The sequence below is a fragment of the Geodermatophilus sp. SYSU D00779 genome (genome assembly GCF_054050595.1).
The window spans coordinates 161038-180394 of sequence record NZ_JBJGZQ010000005.1 but is presented as its reverse complement, the minus strand read 5'-3'; the positions used below and the strand labels follow the sequence as shown (position 1 = coordinate 180394).

General features: G+C 75.0%; 18 protein-coding genes, 1 tRNA gene and 1 other RNA gene. 11 read left to right on the top strand and 9 right to left on the bottom strand.

From position 1 onward, the window contains the following. Window positions 1-35: 35 nt before the first annotated feature. Window positions 36-383 carry a hypothetical protein gene (locus tag ACI79G_RS05740; protein ID WP_091219046.1) on the bottom strand — a complete coding sequence of 116 codons (348 nt, stop codon included), beginning with the start codon at window positions 381-383 and terminating at the stop codon, window positions 36-38. A gap of 165 nt (window positions 384-548) precedes the next feature. Between ACI79G_RS05740 and ACI79G_RS05735 the strand changes: the two genes are divergently transcribed. Then, window positions 549-633 (top strand) — tRNA-Ser (locus ACI79G_RS05735). Between the two features lie 133 nt (window positions 634-766). Here ACI79G_RS05735 and ACI79G_RS05730 read toward each other — a convergent pair. Both ACI79G_RS05730 and ACI79G_RS05725 read right to left on the bottom strand, forming a co-directional pair. After that, window positions 767-1411: a DUF1326 domain-containing protein gene (locus tag ACI79G_RS05730; protein ID WP_456880178.1), complete on the bottom strand. Its 645-nt coding sequence runs from the start codon at window positions 1409-1411 to the stop codon at window positions 767-769. 143 nt (window positions 1412-1554) lie between these two features. Continuing rightward, a complete protein-coding gene (locus ACI79G_RS05725; RefSeq protein WP_456880177.1) occupies window positions 1555-2487 on the bottom strand; it encodes a DMT family transporter in 933 nt (310 codons plus the stop codon). A 204-nt stretch (window positions 2488-2691) separates the two neighbouring features. On the opposite strand from ACI79G_RS05725, the gene ffs reads away from it, so the two are divergent. Continuing rightward, window positions 2692-2787, top strand: an RNA gene (ffs, locus tag ACI79G_RS05720) — signal recognition particle sRNA small type. Between the two features lie 154 nt (window positions 2788-2941). After that, a complete protein-coding gene (locus tag ACI79G_RS05715; RefSeq protein ID WP_456880176.1) occupies window positions 2942-5284 on the top strand; it encodes a DNA polymerase III subunit gamma and tau in 2343 nt (780 codons plus the stop codon). Between the two features lie 89 nt (window positions 5285-5373). On the opposite strand, the gene ACI79G_RS05710 is transcribed toward ACI79G_RS05715, so the two are convergent. Then, complete coding sequence (locus ACI79G_RS05710; RefSeq protein ID WP_456880175.1) at window positions 5374-5856, bottom strand: SRPBCC family protein; 483 nt, start codon at window positions 5854-5856, stop codon at window positions 5374-5376. Beyond that, complete coding sequence (locus tag ACI79G_RS05705; RefSeq protein ID WP_456880174.1) at window positions 5853-6230, bottom strand: ArsR/SmtB family transcription factor; 378 nt, start codon at window positions 6228-6230, stop codon at window positions 5853-5855. The genes ACI79G_RS05710 and ACI79G_RS05705 overlap by 4 nt, the downstream gene beginning before the upstream one ends. Before the next feature lie 128 nt (window positions 6231-6358). Between ACI79G_RS05705 and ACI79G_RS05700 the strand changes: the two genes are divergently transcribed. The 6 genes from ACI79G_RS05700 (at window position 6359) to ACI79G_RS05675 (ending at window position 13186) form a co-directional block, all read left to right on the top strand. Further along, on the top strand, window positions 6359-6694 hold the full coding sequence (locus ACI79G_RS05700) for a YbaB/EbfC family nucleoid-associated protein (protein ID WP_456880173.1): 336 nt from the start codon (window positions 6359-6361) through the stop codon (window positions 6692-6694). A 46-nt stretch (window positions 6695-6740) separates the two neighbouring features. After that, window positions 6741-7340 (top strand): recombination mediator RecR, encoded by a 600-nt coding sequence (gene recR, locus ACI79G_RS05695; protein WP_091219032.1) that lies wholly within the window; start codon window positions 6741-6743, stop codon window positions 7338-7340. A gap of 289 nt (window positions 7341-7629) precedes the next feature. Then, a complete protein-coding gene (locus tag ACI79G_RS05690; RefSeq protein WP_456880172.1) occupies window positions 7630-9219 on the top strand; it encodes an ABC transporter substrate-binding protein in 1590 nt (529 codons plus the stop codon). A 93-nt stretch (window positions 9220-9312) separates the two neighbouring features. Further along, complete coding sequence (locus ACI79G_RS05685; protein ID WP_091219027.1) at window positions 9313-10413, top strand: ABC transporter permease; 1101 nt, start codon at window positions 9313-9315, stop codon at window positions 10411-10413. After that, window positions 10413-11471, top strand: coding sequence for an ABC transporter permease (locus tag ACI79G_RS05680; RefSeq protein ID WP_456880171.1), 1059 nt, complete (start codon window positions 10413-10415; stop codon window positions 11469-11471). Before ACI79G_RS05685 ends, ACI79G_RS05680 begins: the two co-directional genes overlap by 1 nt. Then, complete coding sequence (locus ACI79G_RS05675; RefSeq protein ID WP_456880170.1) at window positions 11468-13186, top strand: dipeptide ABC transporter ATP-binding protein; 1719 nt, start codon at window positions 11468-11470, stop codon at window positions 13184-13186. The genes ACI79G_RS05680 and ACI79G_RS05675 overlap by 4 nt, the downstream gene beginning before the upstream one ends. A 108-nt stretch (window positions 13187-13294) precedes the next feature. Here ACI79G_RS05675 and ACI79G_RS05670 read toward each other — a convergent pair whose 3' ends face one another. Continuing rightward, window positions 13295-13651 carry a Rieske (2Fe-2S) protein gene (locus tag ACI79G_RS05670; RefSeq protein WP_091219017.1) on the bottom strand — a complete coding sequence of 119 codons (357 nt, stop codon included), beginning with the start codon at window positions 13649-13651 and terminating at the stop codon, window positions 13295-13297. 104 nt (window positions 13652-13755) lie between these two features. Here ACI79G_RS05670 and ACI79G_RS05665 point away from each other — a divergent pair, with 104 nt between their 5' ends. Both ACI79G_RS05665 and ACI79G_RS05660 read left to right on the top strand, forming a co-directional pair. Then, the gene (locus ACI79G_RS05665; RefSeq protein ID WP_456880169.1) at window positions 13756-15810 is read left to right on the top strand and encodes a TPM domain-containing protein; all 2055 of its coding nucleotides are present in this window, start codon (window positions 13756-13758) and stop codon (window positions 15808-15810) included. A 75-nt stretch (window positions 15811-15885) separates the two neighbouring features. Then, window positions 15886-16647 carry a VOC family protein gene (locus tag ACI79G_RS05660; RefSeq protein ID WP_456880168.1) on the top strand — a complete coding sequence of 254 codons (762 nt, stop codon included), beginning with the start codon at window positions 15886-15888 and terminating at the stop codon, window positions 16645-16647. 65 nt (window positions 16648-16712) lie between these two features. Here ACI79G_RS05660 and ACI79G_RS05655 read toward each other — a convergent pair whose 3' ends face one another. From ACI79G_RS05655 to ACI79G_RS05645, 3 genes are all read right to left on the bottom strand, one after another. Further along, window positions 16713-17147, bottom strand: coding sequence for a PPOX class F420-dependent oxidoreductase (locus tag ACI79G_RS05655; RefSeq protein WP_456880167.1), 435 nt, complete (start codon window positions 17145-17147; stop codon window positions 16713-16715). A gap of 63 nt (window positions 17148-17210) precedes the next feature. Beyond that, window positions 17211-18290 (bottom strand): GGDEF domain-containing protein, encoded by a 1080-nt coding sequence (locus tag ACI79G_RS05650; protein ID WP_456880166.1) that lies wholly within the window; start codon window positions 18288-18290, stop codon window positions 17211-17213. Between the two features lie 83 nt (window positions 18291-18373). Continuing rightward, window positions 18374-19342 carry a pirin family protein gene (locus ACI79G_RS05645; RefSeq protein ID WP_456880165.1) on the bottom strand — a complete coding sequence of 323 codons (969 nt, stop codon included), beginning with the start codon at window positions 19340-19342 and terminating at the stop codon, window positions 18374-18376. Window positions 19343-19357 lie beyond the last annotated feature (15 nt).

The window sequence follows — 19357 nt, the reverse complement described above, 5'->3', positions numbered from 1 at the left end:
GTCCCCCTCGTCCGCCGCCGGCACCGGAGCCGCGGTCAGACGCCGCTCGGGACGCCGTACCGGCGGGCGTACTCCTCCTGGGCACCCGCGGGCAGGACGTCGTAGAGCTCGCCGAGCTCCTCGACCACGTCGGCGGACAGGTCGTCGAACAGGCGCTGCCAGGTCGGGGGCTCGTCGTAGCTGCGGGTCAGCAGCAGCTCCCAGGCGCGCGTCTGCCGGTCGCGCTTGCTGCGCTCGGCGACGAACTCCGAGAGGTACCGGTCCTTGGCGGCGTCCTTCTCCTCCTTGGTCGCCGAGGCCGGCAGCTCGGAGGGGTCGGCTCCCTTGAGGACCGCGACGATCGCCTCCACGACGTCGGGCCGGAGCCGGTCGGTCTCGTCCATGGGGGCTGCTCTCCTGTCGTCGCGCGTACCGGTGGTTCGACGTCCGGTGCAGCGTGCCCCACCCGGCCGAGGCGTAACCACCCCGGTCGCGCCTCGGTCGGTGCGCCACGCCGGGTGCCGCGGGCGACCGGCCGTGCGGGGACCGGTATCCTGGCGGGCGCAGTTGGAGGATTCGCCTAGTGGCCTATGGCGCTCGCTTGGAAAGCGGGTTGGGGGCAACCCCTCGGGAGTTCGAATCTCCCATCCTCCGCGGGCCGGTGCCGACCGTTGGTCACCGGCCGCAGCACGAGAGGCCCCGCCGGCCCCGTCGAGGGTGCCGGCGGGGCCTCACGCGCATCCCGGGGTGCCTGCGGCCGCAGGTCGACGGCCGTGGCGACGAACGGTCACTCGTCCGGTCCGTGCCAGTCGAACGGGAAGTGCTTCGACGACCGGTTCCCCCACTCCCAGGCGAACCCGAAGTCCGGGACGTCCACCCGTTCGCTCGTCCCGACCGCCCAGGTGGCGACCTGCCCGGGGCCGACCTCGGCGCCCGGCGCGTTGTGCAGCTGTACGCGCGCCCCCGCTGGGGTGGTCGGGCCGGTGAGCGCCTCGGCCGCGGCCAGCACGCGTCCGGGCACCTCGGCGCGGAAGGTGCTCAGGTCCTCGGCCACCTCGACGGTGATGGGCGCCAGAGTCACGCCCCGGGCGTCGTCGACCAGCTGCGCGAACGCCGCCGGCCAGCCGCCCGCCTCGCCCCCGAAGACGGCCTGCAGCGCACGCTGCTGGGCCTCGTCGGCGCGGTCGTCGACGAACATGCCCATCGCCACGTGGGCCTCGGCCCAGACGTTGCCCTCGAACTCCGCGACGCCGAGCACGTTGAGGCCGTCCAGCCGCACGTCGCCGAACCGGCCGTCGCGGATGTGCCAGGCCAGCACCCCCTGGCAGTGGTTGTCGGTGGGCGGCTGGGCGAAGGTGCAGGGGCAGGGAACGGTGCAGCTGCAGACGTCGAACCAGTCGCCCACCAGGCGCCACTGCGGAACCTCGGTCATGTCGACCTCCCGGGTCGGCGCCGCCCGGATCCGCGATCCGGATGCCGGATGCGGCGAGGACAGTATCCGCCGCCGACCCCTGCGCCGGCCCCGTCTGCGCCGTGCCGCAGCCGCGTGCCCGGCCTCCGTCGTCTCCGAGCGGGTCAGCCGTGCGGCTGCGCCACGGCCTCGTGCTGGGCTCCGGCCGGACGCCGCAGGTACAGCCCCGCCACGGCGGCCAGCACCAGCACCCCGCCGGTCAGCGCCCCGAGCGGCAGCAGCTCGCCGAGGACGACCGTGGCCAGCACCGTCGCCGTCACCGGTTCCAGCAGCGTGACGATGCCGGCGACCGCGCCGGGCACCGTCTGCAGCCCGCGGAAGAACAGCACGTAGGCCGCGGCGCTCGGCACCGCCCCGAGGTAGAGCAGCGTCGCGAGCGCCACGGGGTCGCCGGTGAGGTCCAGACCCGCGGTCAGGGCGACCGGCGTCAGCAGCAGCGCACCGCCCCCGAAGCCGACGAGGGTCACCGGGACGCCGGCCGGGACGTCCCCGGCGGCCAGCGTGACGACCGCGTAGCCCAGGGCCGACCCGCACGCCAGCAGCGCGCCCAGCAGCACCGCCGTCCCGGCCGAGGCGCCGGCGGTCAGCCCGACGACCAGCACGAGGCCGACGAGCGCCACGGCGAGGGCGGTGGAGGTGGCGCGGTCCGGCCGGCCGGCGCCGAGCGCCGTCCCCCCGAGCGCGATGAGCAGCGGCGCCAGGCCGAGCGCGACGAGCGTGGCGACGCTGACCCCGGCCGCGGCCACGGCGGCGAAGTAGGCCAGCTGGTAGACGGCCAGCCCGGCGGCGACCAGGGCCAGCCGGACGGCGAGCGGGCGGGTCAGCGGGACGGCGGCCGACTGCTCGCGGCGCCGGGTGAGCAGGTACCCGGCGAGCAGGACGACGGCGCCGAGGGCCATGCGGTGCCAGGCGATGTCCAGCGGGCCGAGGTCGGTGCGGTCGGCCACGATGCGGCCGCTCACACCGGAGGTGCCCCAGAAGAGGGCGGCGAGGACGACGAACGGGAAGCCGCGCGACGCGGCAGAGGAGGTGAACACGACGCTCCTGGGCGGGTCCGGATCGGGGAGGGGCGGTCCGGAGCACGGCACAGGGGCCCGGCGGCTGGTGCCGGGAGAGGGTCAGCCCGCGGTGCTCCGGGTCAGGAGCGGGGCGGGGGCAGCACGAGGACGTGCCGGTGCGTCATGGCGCGGAGGGTAGCGAGGGGTGTGCCCGGCCGTCGCGGGGTTTCCTCTACAGTGGGTGCAGACCCCTCGTGTGGCGTCACCCCGTGAACCTCCCCAGGGCCGGAAGGCAGCAAGGATAAGCGGGCTCTGGCGGGTGCGCGGGGGGTCCCTGCTTTCTGTCGCCTACCGGCCGACACCGCGGCCAGGTGCCGTTCCCGACGTGCGTGGAGCCGCTGCCCGTGTCCCGGTCGGGAGACCCTCCGGGCCCTCGCGACCGGTCCACAACGGCGTCCGCCGATCCGTCGCCTCCTCCACGTAACCTGCCTGCGTGGCTCTGGCGCTCTACCGGAAGTACCGCCCGGCGACCTTCGCCGAGGTGGTCGGTCAGGAGCACGTGACCGCCCCGCTGGTCAACGCCGTCGACGGCGGGCGGATCAACCACGCCTACCTGTTCAGCGGCCCGCGCGGGTGCGGCAAGACCTCCTCGGCGCGCATCCTCGCCCGGTCGCTGAACTGCGAGCAGGGCCCGACGTCCACCCCGTGCGGCGTGTGCACGTCCTGCGTGTCGCTGGCGCCCGACGGCCCCGGCTCGATCGACGTCATCGAGATCGACGCGGCCAGCCACGGCGGTGTCGACGACGCCCGCGACCTGCGCGAGCGGGCCTTCTTCGCGCCGGTGAACAGCCGCTACAAGGTCTACATCGTCGACGAGGCGCACATGGTCACCACGCAGGGCTTCAACGCCCTGCTCAAGGTGGTCGAGGAGCCGCCAGAGTTCCTCGTCTTCGTCTTCGCGACCACCGAGCCGGACAAGGTGCTGCCCACCATCCGCTCGCGCACGCACCACTACCCGTTCCGCCTGGTGCCGCCGACGACGCTGCGCGGCCTGCTGGAGAAGACCTGTGCCGCCGAGGGCGTGCAGGTCGAGCCGACCGTCTTCCCGCTGGTGGTGCGCGCCGGCGGCGGCTCGGTCCGCGACTCGCTGTCCATCCTCGACCAGCTGCTCGCCGGTGCCGGGTCCGACGGCGTCACCTACAAGGACGCCGTCGGCCTGCTCGGCGTCACCGACGACGCGCTGCTCGACGAGACGATCGACGCCCTCGCCGCGCAGGACGCGCCGGGTGTCTTCCGCGCGGTCGACCGGGTCGTGGAGGCCGGGCACGACCCGCGCCGCTTCGCCACCGACCTGCTCGACCGGCTGCGCGACCTCATCGTGCTCGACGCCGTCCCGGACGCCGGGGGCAACGGCCTGCTCGACTGCCCGCCCGACCGGCTGGACCTGATGAGCTCCCAGGCCCAGGCGCTGGGCTCGGCCACGCTGTCGCGGATGGCCGACACCGTGCACGCCGGCCTGACCGAGATGCGGGGGACGACGGCCCCGCGGCTGCTGCTCGAGCTGGTGTGCGCCCGGATGCTGCTGCCGGCCACCGACGGTTCGGAGGCGGCCACCCTGCAGCGGCTGGAGCGCCTCGAGCGGCGGATGTCCATCGCCGGCGAGCACGCCGGCCGGCCGACGGCCGAGCCCGCCGGTCCCGCCGCGCCGGCCCGCGAGGCGCGGCCGGAGCCCGCCGACCCTGCACCCGAGCAGCCCGCCCGCCCGGTTCGCGAGTTCGTGCGCAGGTCGCAGGTCGCCGCCCAGGCGCCGAGCGCGCCCGCACAGCCGGCGCCGCGCCCTGCTCCCGAGCCTCCCCGCGCCGAGCCCGCTCGCCCGGAGCCCGCCCGCGCCCAGCCGGGGCCGACCGGGCCGGCCCGCACCGAGCCCACCCGGCCCGAGCCGGTCGCGGCTCGCCCGCCGGCCGACGACGGCTGGCCGGAGACCGCCGAGCCGGGGTCGGGCGCCCCCGCGCGTCCCGCCGTCCCGGCTGACGACGGCTGGCCGGAGACCACCCCGCCCGGCTCGGGCGCGCCGTCCCGCCCCAGCGCCCCGGCCCCGGCGGCCCCCGCGCCGGCCGCGGCCGAGGAGCGGCGGCCGCCCCGGGTCGCCGTCGGGGAACCCGACATCCCGCTGCCGCCGGAGCCGACCGACGACGAGGACTGGCCCCACCCGCCGCAGCCGGCCGCCGCCGCGGCCGCGGCGGCGCGGGTCGAGCAGCCCCGCCCGGCCGCGACGTCGGCGCCGCGGGCCGCTGCGGAGTCCTCGCCGGCACCGCGCGGGAGCGAGCCGATGCCGGTGGTCACGGCCAACCCGCCCGAGCCGGCCGGCGACGGGAGCCTGGACGCCGGCGACGTCCGCCGGGTGTGGCCCGAGCTGCTGAAGGTCGTGCGGGGGCAGAAGCGCACGACCGAGGCGCTGCTGAGGAGCGCCCAGGTGCAGGACCTCACCAACGGGGTGCTCACCCTCGCGGCCACGTCACCGGCGCTGGCCAAGATGCTCGGCGACGACCTCAACAAGGACATCGTCCGGCAGGCGCTGCAGGAGCTCCTCGGCGTCCGCTGGAAGGTGCAGGTCGTGGTCGCGGGCGCCGGCCAGCCCGCGCCCGGCCGCACCGTCTCCGCGGAGGCCGCCCGCGAGGCGGCGCGGGCCGCGGAGGCGGCCGAGGCGAGCGAGCTCATGGCCGAGCGGGCCGCCGAGGGGGCCGGGGGCGACCGGGAGCCCGAGCCTGCGGTCGACCCCGAGCAGGCGGCGCTGTCGCTGCTGCGCACCCACCTCGGCGCCCGCCCGATCGAGTGACGTGGGAGGACCCCTTGCCCCCGCCGCTCGCACGCTCGCGGCGGGGCCCTGCAAGGGGCCGCACGACCGGCTCAGCCCTGGGCGAGGACTCAGCCCTGGGCGAGGAGCTCGTCGAGCCGCTCGTAGCCCTCGCGGACGCCGACCTCCATGCCGCTGGCGACGAAGGCGTCCCGGTCGGCGAAGGAGTCGACCAGGGAGGTCGCGGTGAGCCGGGTGCGGCCGTCGCCGAGGTCCTCGAGCACCAGCTTCTCCAGCGCGACGCCGTCGGGCATGCCCTCGAAAGTGAAGGTCTGCACGATCAGCTCGTCCGGCCGGACCTCGTGGAAGCAGCCGTGGAAGCCGTACTCCTCGCCGTCCTGCCGGTGCACGTAGCGGTAGGAGCCGCCGGTCCGGCAGTCGTAGTGGTCGATCGACATCTCCAGGCCGCGCGGCCCCATCCACCGGACCACCAGCTCGGGGTCGGTGTGGGCCCGGAAGACCTTCGCCGGCGGGGCGTCGAACTCGCGGGTGATGCGGACCAGGGGGACGTCGGGGTCGACGGTGATCTGGGTCTCGTGCGTGGTGGCGTTCACGGGGTTCCTCCCTCGGGGGACGGGCGTGCGGACGGGGTGTCGGGGCCGGCGTCGTCCGGCATGGACGCCAGGACGTCGTCGAGACGGCGGTAGCGCTCCTCGGCCTGCCGCCGGTAGCGCTCGATCCACGTCGTCATGAGGTCGAGGACCTCGGCCTCGAGGTGCACCGGACGCCGCTGGGCGTCGCGGCTGCGGCTGACCAGGCCGGCGTCCTCGAGCACCCGCAGGTGCTTGGAGACGGCCTGGACGCTCACGTCGTAGGGCTGGGCGAGCTCACCGACGGTGGCGTCGGCTCCCGCCAGCCGGGCGACCATGTCGCGCCGGGTGGGGTCGGCCAGGGCCGCGAAGACCCGGGAGAGCGGATCGGCGGCCATCGGGTGTCCTCCTTTCCTCAACCGTTCGGTTGAGGAAGAGCGTGGACCTGTCCGGCGGTCTTGTCAACCGGTTGGTTGAGGACGTCGACGTCCCCGCACCTGTCGGTCCCTCGGCCTACGCTCGGGTCATGTTCCCCGGAGGCCAGCCCGACATGGCACGCCTGCTCGAGCAGGCGCAGCAGATGCAGCAGCAGCTGGCTGCCGCGCAGGAGCAACTGGCGCAGGAGGAGGTCACCGGCACGGCCGGCGGCGGCCTGGTCAGCGTCACGATGACCGGCCAGGGCGAGGTCACCGCGGTGACGATCGCGCCCGCGGCCGTCGACCCGGACGACGTCGAGAGCCTGCAGGACCTCGTCGTCGCGGCCCTCCGTGACGCCTCCCGCGCCGTCAACGAACTCACCGCCAGCCGCATGGGGCCGCTCGCCGGCGGCCTCGGTGGTGGCCTGGGGCTGCCCGGCCTCTGAGGCTGCGCGCCCTTCCCGCCCACCCCGCCCTGACGAGAGGGACACCGTGTACGAGGGGGCCGTCCAGGACCTCATCGACGAGCTCGGCCGACTGCCCGGCGTCGGGCCGAAGAGCGCCCAGCGCATCGCGTTCCACCTGCTGGCGGCCGAGTCGGCCGACGTCGGCCGGCTGGTCGCGGCGCTGCAGCGCGTGCAGGCCGAGGTCCGTTTCTGCAGCACCTGCTACAACGTCGCCGAGGGCGAGCAGTGCCGCATCTGCCGCGACCCGCGGCGGGCCGACGACGTCATCTGCGTCGTCGAGGAGCCCAAGGACGTCGTCGCGATCGAGCGCACCCGCGAGTTCCGCGGCCGCTACCACGTGCTCGGCGGCGCGATCAGCCCGATCGAGGGCATCGGCCCCGACGACCTGCGGGTCAAGGAGCTCATGACCCGGCTGATGAACGGCACGGTGACCGAGCTGATCATCGCCACCGACCCCAACCTCGAGGGCGAGGCGACCGCCGCCTACCTGGCCCGCCTGGTCGGTCCGCTGGGGCTGGCGGTCTCCCGGCTGGCCAGCGGTCTGCCCGTGGGCGGCGATCTCGAGTACGCCGACGAGGTCACGCTGGGCCGGGCGTTCGAGGGCCGCCGCCGCATCGACGCCTGAGAGAGGACCACCCTTCCCCCACGCCTCGCACGCTCGGCGCGGGACCCTGCGGGGGCCGCCCGTCCTCCCCGGGCCCGGGTGTGGCAGTCACGAGCGCGTAACGGTCGCCTCCGGACCTTCGGGAACGCGCGGCGCCCGTGCTACGCATGGGTGATCGACACCCACGGCCCGGGATGACGCACGTTCTGTTCGGCGTCCACGCGGGTCCTCAGGAAGAAGTGAAGGTAGGCGGATGACTTCCGTTTCGACGGGTGGGCGACGCGCGCGCGTCGCCACGGCGGGCCTCGCGGTGACCGCACTGGCCCTGGCCGCGTGCGGCGGCGGTGGCGACGAGGGCGGCGGTTCCGGCGGCGGCGGTGGCGGGGACGCGCTGACCATCGGCACCAGCGACAAGATCACCACGATCGACCCCGCGGGCTCCTACGACAACGGCTCGTTCGCCGTGATGAACCAGGTGTTCCCGTTCCTGATGAACACCAACTACGGCAGCCCGGACGTCGAGCCGGACATCGCCCAGTCGGCCGAGTTCACCTCGCCGACCCAGTACACGGTCACCCTCAAGCCGGGCCTGACCTTCGCCAACGGCAACGAGCTGACCTCGTCGGACGTGAAGTTCACATTCGACCGGATGGTCGCCATCAACGACCCGAACGGTCCCGCCGCGCTGCTGGCCAACCTCGCCGGCGTCGACGCCCCGGACCCCACCACGGTCGTGTTCAACCTGGCCAGCGGCAACGACCAGACGTTCCCGCAGATCCTGTCCAGCCCGGCCGGCCCGATCGTCGACGAGGAGGTCTTCTCGGCGACCGCGCTGACCCCGGACCAGGAGATCGTCGACGGCAACGCCTTCGCGGGGCCGTACGTGATCACCAACTACGACCAGAACAACCTGATCTCGTACGAGGCCAACCCCGAGTACCAGGGGCTGCTGGGGGCGCCGAAGACCTCGCAGGTCAACGTCCGCTACTACGCCGACTCCTCGAACCTCAAGCTCGACATCGAGGAGGGCAACATCGACGTCGCCTTCCGCAGCCTCTCGGCGACCGACATCGACGACCTGCGCGGCAACGACCAGGTCGAGGTCGTGGACGGCCCCGGCGGCGAGATCCGCTACATCGTCTTCAACTTCAACACCCAGCCCTACGGCGCCACCACGCCGGAGGCCGACCCGGCCAAGGCGCAGGCGGTCCGCCAGGCGATGGCGCACCTGATCGACCGCCAGGAGATCGCCGACCAGGTCTACCGGGGCACCTACACCCCGCTGTACTCGCACGTGCCCGACGGCCTCACCGGCGCGATCACGCCGCTGCGGGACCTCTACGGCGACGGCAACGGTGGCCCGGACGCCGACAAGGCCGCCCAGGTGCTGCAGGCCGCGGGCGTGACGACCCCGGTGCAGCTGTCCCTGCAGTACTCCAACGACCACTACGGGCCGTCCTCCGGTGACGAGTACGCCCTCATCAAGGACCAGCTGGAGTCCAGCGGCCTGTTCACGGTCGACCTGCAGACCACCGAGTGGGTGCAGTACTCCGAGGACCGCGTCGCCGACGTCTACCCGGCCTACCAGCTCGGCTGGTTCCCGGACTACTCCGACGCCGACAACTACCTGACGCCGTTCTTCCTGACGGAGAACTTCCTCGCCAACCACTACAGCAACCAGCAGGTCAACGACCTGATCCTGCAGCAGGCGACCACGCCGGACCCGGCCGCGCGCCAGGCCCTCATCGAGCAGATCCAGCAGCTCGAGGCGCAGGACCTGTCCACGCTGCCCTACCTGCAGGGTGCCCAGGTCGCCGTCGTCCGGACCGGGGTGGAGGGTGCGGCGGACACGCTGGACCCGTCCTTCAAGTTCCGCTACGGGGCCCTGAGCCAGGGCTGACCGGACCGGCCTGAGAAGGTAGCGACACCGGCCCCGGGTGACCCCGCCGCCACGGCGGGGCCACCCGGGGCCTCCATGTGCGGAAGTGATGGCATGACCACAGCAGCGACCGAGCTCGCGGCCGGCGACCCGGCCCAGGAGGACGCACCGGCGGCCCGCAGCCGCCGCGGCAGCGGGGGACTGGGGAGCTACGTCCTCGTCCGCTTCCTGCTGATCATCCCCACCGTGTTCATCCTGGTGACCACGGTCTTCTTCCTGATGCGCTCGACCGGTGACCCGATCACCGCGGCGCTGGGCGGGCGGCTGACCGCCGAGGAGCTCGCCCAGCGGGTGAGCGAGGCCGGGTACGACCGGCCCCTGTTCGTGCAGTACCTCGAGTACCTCGGCAACGTCTTCACCGGCGACTTCGGGACGACGCTGTCCGACCGGCGCCCGGTCACCGAGGTGCTCACCACCTTCGGGACGGCGACCCTCGAGCTGGCGGTCTACGCGCTGGTCGTGGCCTTCGCCGTCGGCATCCCGCTCGGCCGGCTGGCCGCCTACGCCCGCGACCGGTGGCCCGACGCCGTCCTGCGGGTCTTCGCGATCCTCTGCTACGCCACCCCGGTCTTCTTCGCCGGGCTGGTGCTGAAGCTCGTCTTCGCCAGTGGGCTGGGCTGGCTGCCGGTCGCCGGGCGGGCCTCGACCCGCGCCGAGATCGAACTGCAGTTCCTCGACGACCCCACCGGCATCTACCTCGTCGACGCCCTGCGTCTCGGCGACAGCGAGGTCGTGCTCGACGTCCTGGAGCACGCGGTGCTGCCGGCCGTCGCGCTCGGCCTGCTCACCGCCGGGGTGTTCCTGCGGCTGGTGCGCACCAACGTCATCGGCACGCTCGGCACGGGCTACGTCGAGGCCGCCCGCTCCCGCGGGGTCGCCGAGCGCCGGCTGCTGCGCAAGCACGCCTACCGCCCGGCGCTCATCCCGATCATCACGGTGATCGGCCTGCAGGTCGCGCTGCTCATGGGCGGCGCGGTGCTCACCGAGACGACCTTCGAGTGGAAGGGCCTGGGGTTCCAGCTGGCCCAGTACCTGCAGGCCCGCGACTTCGTGGCCGTGCAGGGCATCGTCGCGCTGCTCGCGGTCATCGTCGCGGTCACCAACTTCGTCGTCGACGTCATCGCCGCGCTCATCGACCCCCGGGTGAGGTACTGATGGCCACCTCCGTGACCGCTCCCCCCGAGGACGCGCCCCGCACCGACCCGTCCCGCCGGGGATGGCGCCGGCTGCCCGTCGTCCACCAGCTGCGGCAGAGCGTCGGGCTGCAGCGCGGCATGCTCGTCGCCGGCCTGCTGCTCACCGGCCTGTTCCTGCTGACCGCGCTGTTCGCCCCGCTGCTGGCGCCCTACGGGCACGCCCAGCTGCGCGACGCCGACGGACCGTTCGGCGCGCAGCAGCCGCCCTCGGCCGAGCACTGGCTGGGCACCACCGTCGGCGGCTACGACGTGCTCTCCCGGGTGGTCCACGGCTCGCGCACCGCGATCCTGGTGATCGTCGTCGCGATCGTGCTCTCGCTGTTCGCCGGTGTGCTGCTCGGCCTGGTGTCGGGCTACTTCGGCGGCTGGCTGGACCGCGTGCTGGTCGTGGTCTGCGACGCGGTCTACGCCTTCCCCTCGCTGCTGCTGGCCATCGTCATGGCGATCGTGATCAGCGGCGGGCAGTCCAGCCTGTTCGGCGGCATCCTGGCCGCGGCGATCTCGATCACCGTGGTGTTCATCCCGCAGTACTTCCGCGTGGTCCGTGCCGAGACGGTGCGCATCAAGAACGAGGCCTTCGTCGAGTCCGCCCGCGTCGTCGGGGCCGGGCACTGGCGGATCATGACCCGGCACGTGCTGCGCAACGCCACCCGCACGCTGCCGCTGATCCTCACGCTCAACGCCTCCGAGGCGATCCTGACCCTCGCCGGGCTGGGGTTCCTCGGCTTCGGCATCGAACCGACGGCGGCCGCGGAGTGGGGCTACGACCTCAACGCCGCTCTGTCCGACGTCACCAGCGGCATCTGGTGGACGTCGATCTTCCCCGGCCTGGCGATCGTGCTGGTCGTGCTCGGGCTGACCCTGGTCGGCGAGAGCCTCAACGACCTGGCCGACCCCCGGCTGCGCAGCCGCCGCGCCGCGGGGTCGGCGGACACCGCGGAGACGCCGGTCGTGCCCGGCGGCGCGCTGGACGCAGGCCCGGGCGGCCTGGACGGGATCGAGGAGACCCACCGATGACCACCGCACGCGAGGACGTCGTCGCCATCGACGACCTGTCGGTCGCCTTCGCCACCGACGCCGGCACCATCGCCGCCGTCCAGGGGGTGAGCCTGTCGGTCGCCGCCGGCGAGGTGCTCGCCGTCGTGGGGGAGAGCGGCAGCGGCAAGACGGTGACCGCGCGCAGCATCCTCGGTCTGCTGCCGGAGACCGCCACCACCCGCGGGGCCGTGCTGCTGCGCAGCCGGGACGGCGCGACGGAGCACGACGTCGTCACGCTGTCCCGCCGCCAGCTGGGGGAGGTGCGGGGGCGGGACGCCGCCATGGTGTTCCAGGAGCCGTCGACCGCGCTCAACCCGGTCTACCCCGTGGGCTGGCAGATCGCCGAGGGGCTGCGCGCGCACGGGCGGATCAGCCGCAAGGAGGCCCGCGCCAGGGCGATCGACGTCCTGCGGCGGGTCGGCATCCCCGACCCCGAGGAGCGGGTCGACCACTACCCGCACCAGTTCTCCGGCGGGCAGAAGCAGCGCATCGTCATCGCCCAGGCGCTCGTGCTCGACCCCGGTGTGATCATCGCCGACGAGCCGACCACCGCCCTCGACGTCACCGTGCAGGCCGAGATCCTCGACCTGCTGCGCCGCTGCCGCGACGAGTTCGGCGCCGCCATCGTGCTGATCACCCACAACATGGGCGTGGTGGCCGACCTGGCCGACCGGGTCGCCGTCATGTACCAGGGGCGGGTCGTCGAGCAGGCCGACGTCCGGACGCTGTTCTCCGCGCCGCGGGAGCCCTACACCCAGCAGCTGCTGGCCTCGGTACCCCGCCTCGGGGAGGGCCGGGCCCGCGCGGAGGAGCGGGCGTCCCGGCGGCCGGCCGGCTGGACCGACGCGGCGCCGGTCGTCGAGGCCCGCGACCTGCGGATCGTGTACCCGGGGCGGCTGCGGCGTCCGGACTTCGTCGCCGTCGACGGCGTCAGCTTCGCGATCCGGCCGGGGGAGGTCCTCGGGCTGGTCGGGGAGAGCGGCAGCGGCAAGACCACGATCGGGCGCGCCATCGCCGGTCTGACGAAGGTCACCGGCGGGTCGCTGCAGGTCCTGGGCGCCGAGATGAACGGGGTCCGGGAGAGGGCGTTCCGGCCGGTGCGCCGGCGGATCGGCTTCGTCTTCCAGGACCCGGCGTCGAGCTTCAACCCGCTGCTGACCATCGCCGAGGCGGTCGCCGAGCCGCTGGTGGTCAACGGCCGGGCCGACGACCCGCGTGCCGCCCGCGGGCGGGTCGACGAGCTGCTCGAGGCCGTCCAGCTGCCGAGGAGCTTCGGCGACCGCTTCCCGCACGAGCTCTCCGGCGGGCAGCGGCAGCGGGCCAGCCTCGCCCGGTCGCTGGCGCTGGACCCCGAGCTGCTCATCGCCGACGAGCCGACCTCCGCCCTCGACGTGTCGGTGCAGGCGCGGGTGCTCGAGCTCTTCGCCGAGCTGCAGCGCGAGCTCGGGTTCGCGTGCCTGTTCATCAGCCACGACCTCGCCGTCGTCGACCTGCTCGCCGACCGGATCGCGGTGCTCCACCGCGGCCGGCTGGTCGAGGAGGGGACCGGTGCCGAGGTGCTCGGCGCGCCCCGGCACCCCTACACCCAGCGGCTGCTGGCCTCGCTGCCAGTGCCCGACCCCGAGGAGCAGGCCCGCCGCCGGGAGACCTGGCAGGCTCTGGCCCGGGTGGGGGGAGTTCTCCCCACGTCCTGAGGGAGGACCCCGTCCTCCCCACCCCGCGCAGTGGGAGGACCCCGTCCCCCTCACGCCTCGCACGCTCGGCGCGAGCCCCCGGACGGGGCCGGGGGCCCGGGACGGGGCCTATTCCAGGACGACGTCGTCCCCCCGGCGCAGCGCCCGGCGGACCCGCAGCCGCAGGACCCGGGCGTAGGCGCGGACGAACTGCGTGTAGCCGGGGGTCGGCCCGTGGTAGCCGAGGAAGCCGTGCGGTCCCTCGACCATCTCGCCGGTCCGGACGTCGTAGCGGCTCTGGTGCCACGGGCAGACCAGGCAGCCCTCGGCGTCGATGCTGCCCTCGGAGAGGTCGGCGAGCTGGTGGCGGCAGCGCCGGGAGACGGCGAAGTACCGGCCGTCCCGGTTGCCGACGGCCCAGTCGCCGACGCGGCGGACCGCTCCCGGCGGCAGGTCGGCGGCGGGGATCCGGTCGGGCTCGGTCATGCGTCCTCCAACGGTCTCGGGCCCGCAGCCCTACCCCCGGGAGCCACGGGTCAGACCGGCCGACGCGGGTAGGGTCGCCGCACCCGAACCCCGGAGGTCCTCCCGTGCGCCGGCTGCCCGCCGTCCTCGTCCCGCTGGCCGCCCTGGTCCTCCTCGGCGGAGGTCCGGCGCTGGCCGAGCCACCGTTCGACGTGCCGGCCCAGGTCACCGACCGCGCCGGCGTGCTCGTCGGCGACGAGTCGGCGGTCGAGGCCGCGGTCGCCGAGCTGCAGGCCGAGGAGCAGCTGCAGCTGTTCGTCGTCTACGTCGACTCCTTCGACGGGCTCGACCCGGCCGAGTGGGGGGCCCGGACCGCCGAGCTGTCCGGGCTGGGCGGCAACGACGTCCTGTTCGCGGTCGCCGTCGAGGACCGGCGCTACACGTACAACCTGCCCGCGGACTCCCCGCTCCCCGACCAGGAGATCGAGGAGCTGGTCGCCTCCGACGTCGAGCCGGAGCTCACCGCCGGGGACTTCGACGGGGCGGCCGTCGCCTTCGCCGAGGGTCTGGGCAGCGACGGCGGCAGCGGGGTGGGCACGATCGCGGTGGTGGGCGGCATCGCGGCGGTCGCGGGCGGGGCCTACCTGGTGTCGCGGTCCCGTCGCCGCCGGCAGGGGCCGCCGCCCACCCAGCGGCTGGAGCGGCCCGACCCGCACGCCGGCGTCCCCACCGAGCAGCTGGAGGCGCAGGCCAGCACGGCCCTGCTGGAGCTGGACGAGGCGGTCAAGACCTCCCGGCTCGACCTGGACTACGCCCGGCTGCAGTACGGCCAGGACGCGGTCGCCGGCTTCGCCGAGGCGCTGGCCGCCTCGGAGCAGGACCTGGCCCGGGCCTTCTCGCTGCGCCAGGAGCTGGACGACGAGTCGGGCGGGCGGGAGGCCGGCACAGCCGAGCCGACGAAGCGGCGGATGCTGGCCGAGATGCTGCAGCTGACCGCCGCGGCCGACGCCCGCCTCGACGAGCAGGCGGAGGCCTTCGACCGGCTGCGCGACCTCGAGCGCACCGCGCCGCAGGCCCTCGAGGCGCTGTCCGCCCGCGCCACGGCGCTGCGCGGCCGGCTGCCCGCCGAGGAGGAGCGCTTCGCCGCGCTGCAGCGCCGCTACGCCGCCGCCGCGCTGGCGCCGGTCGCCGACAACCTGGCGCAGGCCCGGGCGCGGCTGGACGCCGCCGAGCAGGAGATCACCGAGGCACGCGACGAGATCGCGGCCGGGCGCTCGGGCGCCGCTGTCGGGGACATCCGGGTCGCCGAGGACGCGCTCGCCCAGACCGGCACGCTGATGGACGCCGTCGCCCGCCTGGGCACCGACCTGCAGGCGGCCGAGGTCCGGGTGGCGCAGGTGCGGGCCGAGACCGAGGAGGACCTCGCCGAGGCCCGCGCGCTGGTCGCGGGGGGCACCGGCAGCGGGCTGCGGCCGCAGGTGGCCCGGGCCGAGGCGGCCCTGACCGCGGCCGACGCCGCGCTGCGCCCGGCCGACGGCGGCCTGCCCGACCCGATGGCGGCCCTCCGCCAGCTGGAGGAGGCCGACATCGCGCTGGAGCAGGCGCTCGCCGTGGCGCGGGACGCCGAGCAGCGGGCGCGGCGGGCCGCGGCGTCGCTGGACCAGGCGCTGCTCACGGCCCGCTCGGGCATCGCGGCGGCCGGCGACTTCATCAGCACCCGCCGCGGTGCCGTCGGCCCCGAGGCCCGCACCCGGCTGGCCGAGGCGCAGCGGCACCTGGACCTCGCGGTCGCGCAGGGCCGCACCGACCCGGTCGGCGCGCTGCGCGAGGCCCAGCTGGCCGACACGCTGGCCCAGGAGGCGCTGCAGCGGGCGCAGTCCGACGTGGCCGGCTGGGGCGGCGGTGGGTACGGGCCCGGCGGCTTCGGCGGTGGGTACGGGCCGGGCGGCTTCGGCGGCGGCTACGGCGGCGGCCGCGGCGGCGTGGACCTCGGCAGCCTGGTGCTCGGCGGGATCCTCTTCGGCGGCGGTCGCGGCGCGGGCGGCTACGGCGGCTCCTACGGAGGTGGCGTCGGCGGGGGCTCCTCCGGCGGGGGCGGGTCCCGCGGCGGCGGGCGCGGCCCGGGCAGCTTCGGCGGCTCGCGCAGCCGCGGCCGCTCCGGCGGCGGCGGGCGGTTCTGACCGGCGTCCCCGCACCCCTGAGAACTGTCGGTCCCCGGTGCCACGGTGTCCTCCCCCACCCGACGAGGAGGAGCGATGCCCACTCGGAACACCCCGTGGCCGGCCGGCACCCCCTGCTGGATCGACTACGGCGCCTCGGAGATCGACGCTGCGAAGGACTTCTACGGCCGCCTGTTCGGCTGGGAGTTCCAGGGCGGTGACCCCGAGTACGGCGGGTACCTCAACGCCACCCGCAACGGCGAGCCGGCCGCCGGTCTCGGCCCGCTGATGGACCCGGGTGACTCCCCGGGCTGGACGACGTACTTCGCGACCGACGACGCCGCGGCCACGGCCGCCCGCATCCGGCAGGCCGGCGGCGCCGTCGTCGTGGAGCCCATGGAGGTCGGGCCGATGGGCACGATGGTCATCGCCGCCGACCCGCAGGGCAACGCGTTCGGCCTGTGGCAGTCCGGCGAGCACACCGGGTACCGCGTCTTCAACGAGCACGGGTCGCTGGTGTGGAGCGAGGCCGCGGTCGACGACCCGGCCGCCGCGCGCGAGTTCTACACGGCGGTCTTCGGCTTCAGCTGGGCCGAGGTGCCCGGCGCGGAGGGCTACCAGACCTTCGCCACCGGGGACCGCATGCTCGGTGGCCTCGGCGGCCACCAGCCGGGCTCCCCGAAGGGCTGGACGGCGTGCTTCGCGGTCGACTCCACCGACGAGGCCGTCGCCACGGTGGAGTCCGGCGGCGGCAAGGTGACGATGGCGCCGATGGACACCGAGTACGGCCGCTTCGCCGTGGTGGAGGACCCGTGGGGTGCCCCGCTGTCGGTGATGCAGGTGCCCCAGGGCAGCTGACGGGTGCAGCCGCGAGCCGGTGCGGTGGACCGACCCCGACCACCCGCCGGCCGCGGCTCAGGGCATCAGCCGCGGACCTGCCCGTAGGTGTGCTCCGGGCGCAGCCGGATGACGAGCCGGCGGTCGGCGACCATGGCCGCGCGGTAGGCGTCCCAGTCCTCGTGCTCGCCGCTGAGCGCGCGGTAGTAGCCGACGAGCTCCTCGACCGTGGCGTCGTGCGGGTCGGCCGCGACCGGGCTGAGCTCGGCGGTGCCCTCGACGGCGACCCACGTCCAGAAGTCCGCCGAGGTCACGTGCAGGGTCGCCCGGGGGTCGGCCTGCAGGTTGCGGGTCTTCGCGCGGTCGGCGGTCACCGAGATGCGGGCCAGTTGCTGCTCGCCGTCCCACGCGTAGAAGAGGTTCGACAGCTGCGGCCGCCCGTCGCGCTTGATGGTGGCCAGCACGCCGGCGTGCTGGGTGGCGACGAAGGCGAGCATGCGGGGGTCCACGGCGGCACTCATGCCGGCAGCAACGCCGTCCCGCGCCGTCCTGTGCCCGCAGGCCGGCGCCGGGCGGGGCCGGGGTCAGCGTCCCGACGGGGCCACGGGCACGGTCCGCGGGCCGTCGAGCGCCGTTGGTGGCACGCAGATCCGGTCCCGGCCACTGTGCTTCGCGTGGTACACGGCCGCATCGGCCGTGGCCTGCAGCCCGACGGGGTCGCTCCACGTGACCGTCGCCGCGCCGACGCTCACGGTGGCCGCGAAGGGGGCGGCGGTGGTGCGCACGTGGGTGACGAGCCGCTCGGCGATCCCGGTCGCCTCCGGCAGGTCGGTGCCCGGCAGCAGGAGGGCGAACTCGTCACCGCCCAGGCGCCCGACGACGTCCTCGCTGCGGGTCAGTTCCTGCATCGACCCGGCGACCAGGCGGAGCACCGCGTCCCCGGCCAGGTGGCCCAGGGTGTCGTTCACGGTCTTGAACTCGTCGACGTCGACCAGGAGCAGGCTCAGCGGCCGGTCGGTCGCGGCGCGGGCCGCCTCGGCGCGGAGTCGCTGGTGGAAGGCGCGGTGGTTGAGCGCACCGGTCAGCCCGTCGCGCTCGGCGAGGAGGGCGAGCTGCTGGGCGTAGGCGGCGGTGCGCTGGTAGGCCCGCTGGTGGTTCGCGGACGCGAAGGCGCAGGTGGCGGTGGCGGCTGCCAGCGCGAGGGCACCCACCAGGACGTGGTCCGCGGGTACACCGCCGACCCCCAGGCCCATGCCCAGGTACCCGACCAGGATGGTGCCGCCGGCCAGCGCGACACCGGCCGGCGGGTAGGCCAGTGCCGCGTGCGCCAGCAGGACGAACAGGAACAGCACGTAGGGGCTGTCGGCCCCCGTGTCGAGCAGGCAGGCCGTGGTGACCAGGGCGATGCCCGCGGCCTCCCAGGCGTCGTAGAAGAGCCGGCCCCGGGGGTGGAGGACCAGCCGGTCGACCGGGACCAGCGCCAGCAGCGGTGCCGCTCCGGCCACTCCCGCGGCCAGGGCGAGGATGGCCCCGGCACGAGGCGGGTCGGTGGCCAGGGTGCGCACGGCGATGACCGCCGGCAGGACCCCGCACAGCACGATCCCGCTGACGGTGTGCCGCCGCCAGAAGGCGACCCGCTCCTCGTCCTGGGCCAGCGCTCTCATGCTCCTGTCATCGCACCGGCCGTCCGGGTTCCACAGAGACCCGGCGGTTCCTCTACCCCCTCGGGGGGAGGCCGCCCCGTCCCCTAGCGTTCCCGGCCGCGGGCCCTGAGCGGGACCGGGGGCAGTGGCGGGGCCTGGAGCCGGTCGCCGTCGTAGCCGACCACGGCGCCGAAGCGCCCGTCCTCGGCGTTCCACCGCTCGGCGTACTCGGCGATCTCCTCACCGGAGCGGCCGACGAAGTTCCACCACATGACGATCCGCTCCTCGAACGGCTCGCCGCCGAGCAGCAGCAGCCGGGTCGGCCCGGCAGCGCGCACCCGCACCGTGCGCCGTCCGGTGCCGAGGTAGAGCATGGCGCCGACCTCCAGCGGCGCCTCCTCCACCTCGGCCGACCCGGACGAGGCCAGCAGGGCGTACTCGAAGTCCGGCTCCAGCGGCAGCTCGACGTCCGTGCCGGCGGTCAGTTCCAGGTCGGCGCCGACCAGCGGGGTGTGCGCGGTGCCCGGCGAGGTGGCCCCGCCGAGGCTGCCCATGAGCACGGTGGCGGTCAGCCCGTCGGAGGTGAAGCCGGGCAGCGCGGTGTGGTGGGCGAAGGCCGGCGCGGTGTCGCGGGCGGTCTCGGGCAGCGCCACCCACAGCTGCGCGCCGTGCAGGTACCGCGGGTGCACCGCCGGGGACTGCTCGGAGTGCGCGATGCCGTGCCCGGCGGTCATCAGGGCCAGCTCGCCGGGGCGGATGCGCGCGTCGCTGCCGAGCGAGTCGCGGTGGTGCACCTCGCCGTCGAGCAGCCAGGACACCGTCTGCAGGCCCGTGTGCGGGTGCGGCGGCACCTGCATGCCGGGGGAGGAGGTGATGTCGTCGGGGCCGTAGTGGTCGACGAACGCCCACGCCCCGACCAGCCGGCGACCCAGGGTCGGCAGCAGGCGGCGCACGCGGGTGCTCTCGCCCAGCAGCACCTCCTTGCCCGGCAGCAGGTCCAGCACCGGGCCGGCGGGGGTGTCCTCGAGCCCGCCGAGCTCGCGGGCGGGCGGACGGCGGTCGAGGTTGCTCATGGCGCGGACCTCCGG